Raw genomic sequence first — 7,853 nt, 5'->3', positions numbered from 1 at the left:
AAGGCCGTGCCCGTCGACCAGACCGCGGGGCTGCCGCCGGGCCGGCTCTGACCGGGCCCGGCGGCAGCCCGTGAGCGACGCGCCGTCGGCGGGCGGACTGGACGCCCTCCGAGCCACCGCTCCGGCAACCGCCGAGGACGACACCCGTACAGCGGGCGGACCGGCTGCCCTCAGGCCAACGCTCCGGCAACAGCCGGGAACGGCCGACATCCGTACAACGGCCGGTCCGCGCGCCCTCAGGCCATCCGCTCCAGCAACGGCCAAGGACCGACAGCACCCGTACACCGGCCTGCTCCCTCAGGCCAACTGCTCCGGCAACGGCCGGGCATCGACGGCACCCGTACGACGACGAGCCGCCCACAGCCCCGCCGCGACGAGGGCGGCGGCCAGCCCCAGCACGCCCACCGCACCGGTGAGACTGCCGACGGCAGACTCCCCGGCGAGCAGCACCAGCGGGCAGACGAACTCACCGCCGAAGAAGGCCGCCGTCCACAGCCCCGTGCCACGGCCGCGGTCCTCGAACGACAGACGGGACATGGCACTGGTGAGAAGGGCGGGAAGCAGCATGCCGGTGCCCACACAGTTGACGACCGCCCCGATGACCAGCAGCGGGGCGTTGCCCGCGAGGAACATCACCCCGAAGCCGGCGGCGCAGACCGCGAGAACGACCGGAAGCATCGGGTCGGGAGAACGCTTGAGCCGGGCGAAGGTGACCGCTCCCCCCACGGTGGCGGCACTGGCGATCGCGGTGGCCAGTCCGATCACGCCGGTGTTCTCCACCCCGAGGTCGTCGAGCAGGTACGCCATCTCCACCGGGACGGTATAGAAGACCATCGCCCCGAAGAAGGTGAGGGCACAGATGCCCGCCAGCTGCCGCCAGGGGAACGGGCGGCGGGCCTCCGCCTCGGCCGGAGCCGCGGCCGGGACCTCGTCGCCGTCCGCACGGGCCGCCGGGTTGGGCAGGGCGGTTGCCATCAGCGGGGCCAGCACCAGGCTCACGGCGTACACCCAGAAGGGCATGCGCCAGCCCGCCGATCCGGCGGCGCCGCCGAGCACGAAAAAGACGGTGGCCGATGCCGAGGCGCACATGGTCTGCAGGGCGAGGTACTTCACCCGCTGCCGACCACTGTAGTAGTCGCCGATCAGGGTCGTGCAGGCTGTCATGATCGCGGCCTCGGCGACTCCGACCAGGGCGCGGCTGGCGATGATGCCGCCCAGCGAGTCCAGCCAGAGCGGGGCGGTGCCGAACGCGGCGTACAGCAGGGTCGCTACGACCAGCAGGCGCTTGCGGCCCACGCGGTCCACGATCACACCGGCGAACGGAGCCAGCAGCGCCAGCGCGAGCGCCGGGACCGTCAGCGCGAGGGGCACCAGCGCCTTGGCCCCCGGGACCGACGCGAAGTGGTCCTGCATCTTCGGCAGCACCGGGGCGATCAGCACCGCCCCCAGGATCGGCAGACAGCTGCCCGCCATCAGAAGGGTCACCCGCAGCAGATGGGCCGAGCCCGACACGGCGACGGCTGACGGAGCGGTGGCGTCGACCGCGGCGGGAGGCGGCGGGGGCACGGAACCGGGCATGGCAACTCCAGGGGACGGCGTAAGGGAGCGGGCATGCCTCACGGGCGCCGACGACGCACGGCATGCTGGGGGGACTCGCACGCCGGCGGCATCCGGACAGCGGCGTGCGGTAGCGACGACTATGGGGGCGCCAAGGCGCCGGTGCCATCCCCAGCGCAATCCGAATCCCGTATCCGGGTTATCCACGCCATGGATGGGATGGGCAACCGTCACGCAGCCGGAAGACGTGCACGGCCGTTCCTGCGCGCGAACAGCGGTGTCCCGGAACTCGGTCGTCCCGGCTCCCGGGACACCGCCCGCAGCCGGCAGCCGGCACGGTCGCGCACGCCAGGCAGCGTCAGCGGACAGGCAGCGGCAGGACGCGCCAATAGGCGGTGACGGCGACGACCGCGACCACCACATGCATCACCATCAGCGCAGCGACGGCCAGCGGTCCACTGCCGGGCGTGCCGCCACCGAGCAGGGACAGGTCGGGCACGAACGACACGACCACGAGCACGGGCACCAGCCACAGCAGCAGCCCCACCGGGTTCTTGGCGACGCGACGGACGACCGCCCAGCCGATGGCGCCGAGGACGACGCCGAACACCGTCAGCGGCGCGTACGCGGAGAGGTGCAGCGGAGCGAAATCGTCCGACGCCCCCGCCGCGTGGGCGAGCACCGCGACCACCACGTTTCCGAGGACGGCCACGACAGCCGCCGCGAGAAGCCCCGCGACCACGGTCAGGCCGCGGGAGCGCGGCGCGGGCGGGGCGGACGATTCGGCTTCGGGGACGGAACCGGACATGGGGACCTCCTGTGGAGAGCTCAAGAACGACAGGTGCAGCGCCAGAAAGACAGGCGTTTGATGTATCAAACACCGGGGACGCTATTCCGAAGTGTTTGATCGGGCAAACATCTCGGTTAAAGTGGTCGCCATGACATCCCCCCGGTGGCTCACTCCCGAGGAGCTGCGAGCCTGGATCAACTTCCTCGACTGCTCGACGCTGCTGAGCGACTACCTCGATCAGCAGTTGCGGCGCGACGCGGCCATGACGCACGCGGACTACAGCCTCCTGGCCCGCCTGTCCGTGGCACCCGACCGCGCCCTGGGGATGTCCTTGCTCGCCGAGCAGTTGAAGTTCACCCGCAGCCGCCTCACGCGCGCGGTGATCCGCCTGGAGGAGTCGGGCTACGTGCGGCGCCGGGAGGATCCGGCCGACGGACGGGGACAGCTGGCCGAACTCACCGAGGCCGGCATGGAGTTGATGGCCAAGGCCGCCCCCGGCCATGTGACTGCCGTCCGCCGCGTGGTGTTCGACGTCCTCAGCCCTGAACAGGTGGAGCAGCTCGCCACCATCACCGCCACCGTGGTCACCTCCCTCAAGCAGGCCGGCGAGAAGGACGCCTACCCGGCGGCCCTGCCGTGGCATCGCCGCTGACTCCGAGACCCTCGAAGTCCGACAACCATCCGGGGTGGCCACAAGGCCACCTGCCCAAGCCCGTTCGGGAGAACGCCATGCGCGTCGCGATCACCGGGTCCACCGGACTCATCGGATCCGCCCTCACCCACTCGCTCCTCACCGACGGCCACCAGGTCGTTCGCCTCGTCCGCGACCGGTCGGCACGCCCCGCGGGGGACGACAGCGAGGCGGCGGGATGGGATCCGGTCGGAGGCCGCGTCCAGCCCGGTGCGCTGGACACTGTGGACGCCGTCGTGCACCTGGCCGGCGCCGGGGTCGGAGACAAGCGCTGGAGCGCCGCGTACAAGGAGGAGATCCGCCGCAGCCGCGCGCTGGGAACCCGGACCATCGCGCGGGCCTGCGCCGAGTCGTCCACACCGCCCCGCGTCCTTGTCTCCGCGTCCGCGACCGGTTACTACGGCGACACCGGCGACCGGACCATCGAGGAGAGCGCGCCGCCCGGGGACGACTTCCTGGCCGCCGTCTGCGTCGGCTGGGAGGCCGCCGCGGACACTGCCCGGGAGGCGGGCATCCGGGTGGTGCACCCTCGCACCGGCCTGGTGGTCTCTGCCAAGGGCGGCGCCTTCGGCAGGCTCTTCCCGCTCTTCCGCTTCGGCCTGGGCGGCCGGCTCGGTTCCGGCGACCAGTACTGGCCGTTCATCTCGCTGACCGACCACATCGGGGCACTGCGCTTCGCGATCGACGACGAGACGCTCACGGGCCCCGTCAACTTCACAGCCCCCGAACCACTGACGAATCGCGAGATCACGCGAGCGATGGGCCGCGCCCTTCATCGCCCGACGATCGCCTCCGTCCCCGCCTTCGCCCTCAGAGCGGCGCTCGGCGAGTTCGCCACGGGCATCACAGGCAGTTGCCGCGCCGTCCCTGCGGCCCTGGACAAGGCGGGCTTCAGCTTCAGCCACCCCACGATCGACATGGCACTCCGCTCCGTTCTCCACACGAGGTGACAGGTAGGGAGGGACGGCTTCCTGATTCCAGACGAGCGTCTCGATGCGCCGTTCGATCTGAGCGCGGCGGTGACGAAATGACACAGACCTGAGACTGAGAAACCGCTGAGCCCGCTGCGGTCAGGTACGAACTCGCTGGTCAGAAGAGCGTCTGATGAACCGGCGCGCAGGAGGGCCTCCCGGGCTGCGCCGAGGATGTCCTCGTCCCTGCTTGCGTCTCGGGGCCGTCCAGGCAGCCGTACCTTACCTATGGCCGTGCAGTGCTGCGCATCCCTGGACCACACAGCGCTGCTCTACAGGCCGTCGCCCTGAAGCGCCCTCATCGAGCCTCCGACGGCAATGCACAGGACCTGAGCGGCGCAGGTCCTGCCCCATGCCCCTCTCCCTTGCCAGCTGTCCCTGTGCGTGTCCCGGCGCCCCAGCCGGACAGGACCCGCTTGCCACGGGGTACTTGCGGAGCACTTGACGGCACCACGGCCGACGTACATCCCTGTACTGATGAACCTGGCTACTTCCCCCGCCCTGCAGGCAGGGACGGCCCACGAAATCGTCGCTATCCGCTCCAGACTTCCTTACACACCCCTGTCTCCGTCATCCAGCACATGTTGCGTACCAAGGGCGACCCCTTGCCAACTGCGAATGGGTGGGCCACATGTGGCCCACCCGTCGTTCCCACAGGACAACGTCCGGCCTCCAGCCGGATACATACCGACCTGGGCAAGCCGGTGGTCGCCGCCGTTCTAACGGAGCGGCTCACTCCCGATGTCGCGTAAGTGAGTCTGGGAGGCATGGCGGTTGTTCACCTGAGAAGTGCCTCCGGCTGGTGCAGGAAGCAGGCCCTCGAAAATCCTCATTCTTGCTGGTCAGAGGCACTCTTCACTTATCTGATCACCTCTCGGTCAGTCCGCCTCATGAAAGCGCGAGGCTAGGGGCTCCTTCACCTCGTCGACACCGGCCACCACCTCGTGCGCCCCCAGCTCACCGACCCACCGCGCACCGTCCTCGGAACCGGCCACTCCGATGACGAACGCCCCGCCCAGCGCCGCGAGTTGTACGGCGAACCCGCCGACCCCGCCCGACGCCCCGGTGACGAGGACCCGGCGGCCGAGGAGCGGGCCGGCCTGTTCCAGCGCGCGCAAGGCGGTACCGGCCGCGACGGGCAGGGTGGCCGCCTCGCCGAGGTCGACCTCGTCCGGCACCACGGCCACATCGGCCACGTCCAGGGCACGCTGCGCGCCGAATCCGCCGCTGTCCCCGTAGCCCACGACCCGGCTGCCCACCGCGGGCCCGCCCCCGTCGGCGGCGCGCACGACGACGCCGGCAGAGTCGAAACCGATCACGTCACCGGGCGCGCCCCGCTGCGCGAAGTACAGTTCGGCCGAGTTGAGGGAGGTGTGCCGGACCTCCACCAGCAACCGCCCCGGACCAGGCAGCGGGTCGGGCGCCTCCCCGAGCCGCAGTCCACCGACGGCCTCCGGATCCACGATCAGTGCGCGCACGACCTGCCCCTCTCGTCGTAGGTCACTCGTCTCGGGGCAACCTGCGCGGAACCGGTGTTCTTCCCGCCGTCCGCCACCCGATCACGGTTGGATGGAACCATGAGCACCGACGAGCACGCACGGCTGATGCGGGCCAACCAGGCCAACTGGGACGCCCGCACCCCCGTCCACCTCGCCAGCCGGTTCTACGGCCTCGACGGCGACCCGGACCCGGACCGCTGGTTCGCCGCCTTCGAGTGGGACGACCTCGGCGAACTCGCCGGCCGCGACGTGCTCCACCTCCAATGCCACCTCGGAACCGAGACCCTCGCGTTCGCGCGGCGCGGAGCACGAGCCGTCGGACTCGACTTCTCCGAGGCGTCGGTGAAGGCCGCGACCGGCATCGCGGCGAAGGCGGGCCTCGACGTCGACTACGTCCAGGCGAACGTGTACGACGCCGTAGAGGCTCTGGGACAGCGGCAGTTCGACGTCGTGTACACCGGCAAGGGCGCCCTCTGCTACCTGCCCGACCTCCCGCGCTGGGCGGAGGCGATCGCCCGACTCCTGCGCCCCGGCGGCCTGTTGTACATCGTCGAATTCCACCCCCTGCTCAACTCCCTGGGCCCGAAGCCGAATCCGGGCGAGGGACCGGAACTCCTGCTGCGCCACGACTACCTGGGCGGCGGCGGTCCGGTGCACCGGGACGCCACGTTCACCTACACCGACGGCCCGGCCGTGGCGGACGCGACCGACAGCTATGAGTGGATGCACGGAATAGACGAGGTCATCAACGCGTTGACGACGGCGGGACTGAACATCCGAAGGCTCCGCGAGAGCGACGAACTGCCTTGGCCGCGCTGGCCCCGCATGGAGCGGACCCCGACCGGCTGGTGGCGCTTGCCGAAGCCCCGGATCCCTCTCCTCTACGGCCTGCTGGCGAGCCGCTGAGCCGTATCTCACAGCCGGACCCGAACCGGGTGTGCTACGGTGCGGTCAGCACTTGTGTACGCCCCGTTCCGGGCGCCGGTGCCAGCACCACTTCTTCTCCGCCGACCGGCCCGTCGATTCCGACCGGCACACGGCTTCTTCACACCACTTCGTGACCGGCGTTCTTCCGCCGCACCCGAGGTGATGTTCCCGCCGCCCCGAGGAGCGCCCATGCGCCCTCCCTCTGCGGCTTCTCCCCCTTCCTTCCGCATGACACATGCAACCGTCCTTGAAAGGACCACCCATCATGACCACCACACTCGAACCCCCCGTACAGGAACAGCCCCGCACCCAGACCGCGACCGGTGTCCTTGACATCGACGGCAACGGGAAGGGGCACCTGCGGGCGCTGAGCCTCGAGCTCTCGCCCTCCGACCTCCAGGTCTCCCCCGCGCTGATCCGCCGTTACGGCCTGCGCAAGGGCGACCTCGTGGAAGGCGTCCGTGGCGGGCAGCGCGCCCTGACCGAGGTCGCGTTCGTCAACGGGCGCACGCCCGACGAACTCCGCGGCCGACGCCACTTCCGCGACCTCACCCCGCTGCACCCGCGTGAGCGGCTGCACCTCGAACACCCGGCGGCCGGACTCACCGGACGTGTCGCCGACCTGATCGCCCCCGTCGGCAAGGGCCAGCGCGGGCTCATCGTGGCCCCGCCCAAGACCGGCAAGACCGTACTGCTCCAGCAGATCGCGGCAGCCGTCGCCGGCAACCACCCCGAGGCCCGCCTCATGGTCGTGCTGCTCGACGAGCGCCCCGAGGAGGTCACCGACATGCGGCGCTCCGTGCGCGGCGAGGTCTACGCCTCCACCTTCGACAAGGCCCCCAAGCAGCACATCGCGCTGGCCGAGCTCGTGATCGAGCGGGCCAAGCGGCTGGTCGAGGACGGCGAGGACGTGGTGATCCTCCTCGACTCACTGACCCGCCTCTGCCGGGCGCACAACAACGCGGCGGCCTCCGGCGGCCGCACCCTCAGCGGCGGCGTCGACGCCACCGCGCTGATCGGCCCGAAGAAGTTCTTCGGCGCCGCACGCCTCGCCGAGGAAGGCGGCTCACTCACCATCCTCGCCACCGCACTGGTCGAGACCGGCTCCCGCGCCGACGACTTCTACTTCGAGGAGCTCAAGAGCACCGGCAACATGGAGCTCCGCCTCAGCCGCGAGCTGGCCTCCCGCCGGGTGTTCCCGGCCGTCGAGATCAACCCGTCCGGCACGCGCCGCGAGGAACTCCTGCTCACTCCGGCCGAGTTGACGGCGGTGCGGGGTCTGCGCCGCGTCCTCCAGAACAGGGACGGCCAGAGCAGCACGGAGACCCTGCTGGAGCGCATGCGGGAGACCCCGGACAACGCGACGTTCTTGCGCCGCATCCAGCCGACACTGCCTTCGAACTGACCTGCGCCGTCGT

General features: G+C 70.7%; 7 protein-coding genes. 4 read left to right on the top strand and 3 right to left on the bottom strand.

Annotated features, from left to right (window positions below):
- Positions 1-297: 297 nt before the first annotated feature.
- Both ACFXC1_RS28790 and ACFXC1_RS28785 read right to left on the bottom strand, forming a co-directional pair.
- Positions 298-1,578: an MFS transporter gene (locus ACFXC1_RS28790; RefSeq protein ID WP_381247562.1), complete on the bottom strand. Its 1,281-nt coding sequence runs from the start codon at positions 1,576-1,578 to the stop codon at positions 298-300.
- Between the two features lie 337 nt (positions 1,579-1,915).
- Complete coding sequence (locus ACFXC1_RS28785; RefSeq protein ID WP_381247560.1) at positions 1,916-2,365, bottom strand: DUF6069 family protein; 450 nt, start codon at positions 2,363-2,365, stop codon at positions 1,916-1,918.
- A 130-nt stretch (positions 2,366-2,495) separates the two neighbouring features.
- Here ACFXC1_RS28785 and ACFXC1_RS28780 point away from each other — a divergent pair, with 130 nt between their 5' ends.
- On the top strand, positions 2,496-2,999 hold the full coding sequence (locus ACFXC1_RS28780) for a MarR family winged helix-turn-helix transcriptional regulator (protein ID WP_381247557.1): 504 nt from the start codon (positions 2,496-2,498) through the stop codon (positions 2,997-2,999).
- 77 nt (positions 3,000-3,076) lie between these two features.
- A complete protein-coding gene (locus tag ACFXC1_RS28775; RefSeq protein ID WP_381247554.1) occupies positions 3,077-3,988 on the top strand; it encodes a TIGR01777 family oxidoreductase in 912 nt (303 codons plus the stop codon).
- A gap of 899 nt (positions 3,989-4,887) precedes the next feature.
- Here ACFXC1_RS28775 and ACFXC1_RS28770 read toward each other — a convergent pair.
- Positions 4,888-5,487, bottom strand: coding sequence for an MDR/zinc-dependent alcohol dehydrogenase-like family protein (locus tag ACFXC1_RS28770; RefSeq protein WP_381247552.1), 600 nt, complete (start codon positions 5,485-5,487; stop codon positions 4,888-4,890).
- A gap of 99 nt (positions 5,488-5,586) precedes the next feature.
- Between ACFXC1_RS28770 and ACFXC1_RS28765 the strand changes: the two genes are divergently transcribed.
- Both ACFXC1_RS28765 and rho read left to right on the top strand, forming a co-directional pair.
- Positions 5,587-6,414, top strand: a complete 828-nt coding sequence (locus ACFXC1_RS28765; RefSeq protein WP_381247549.1) for a class I SAM-dependent methyltransferase — start codon at positions 5,587-5,589, stop codon at positions 6,412-6,414.
- A gap of 286 nt (positions 6,415-6,700) precedes the next feature.
- On the top strand, positions 6,701-7,840 hold the full coding sequence (gene rho, locus ACFXC1_RS28760; protein ID WP_381247546.1) for a transcription termination factor Rho: 1,140 nt from the start codon (positions 6,701-6,703) through the stop codon (positions 7,838-7,840).
- The last annotated feature ends 13 nt before the right edge of the window (positions 7,841-7,853 follow it).

The organism is Streptomyces hokutonensis (assembly GCF_042751305.1).
Lineage (GTDB): Bacteria > Actinomycetota > Actinomycetes > Streptomycetales > Streptomycetaceae > Streptomyces > Streptomyces hokutonensis_A.
The sequence above is the reverse complement of the archived record's forward strand: the minus strand, read 5'-3'. Positions and strand labels throughout refer to the sequence as shown.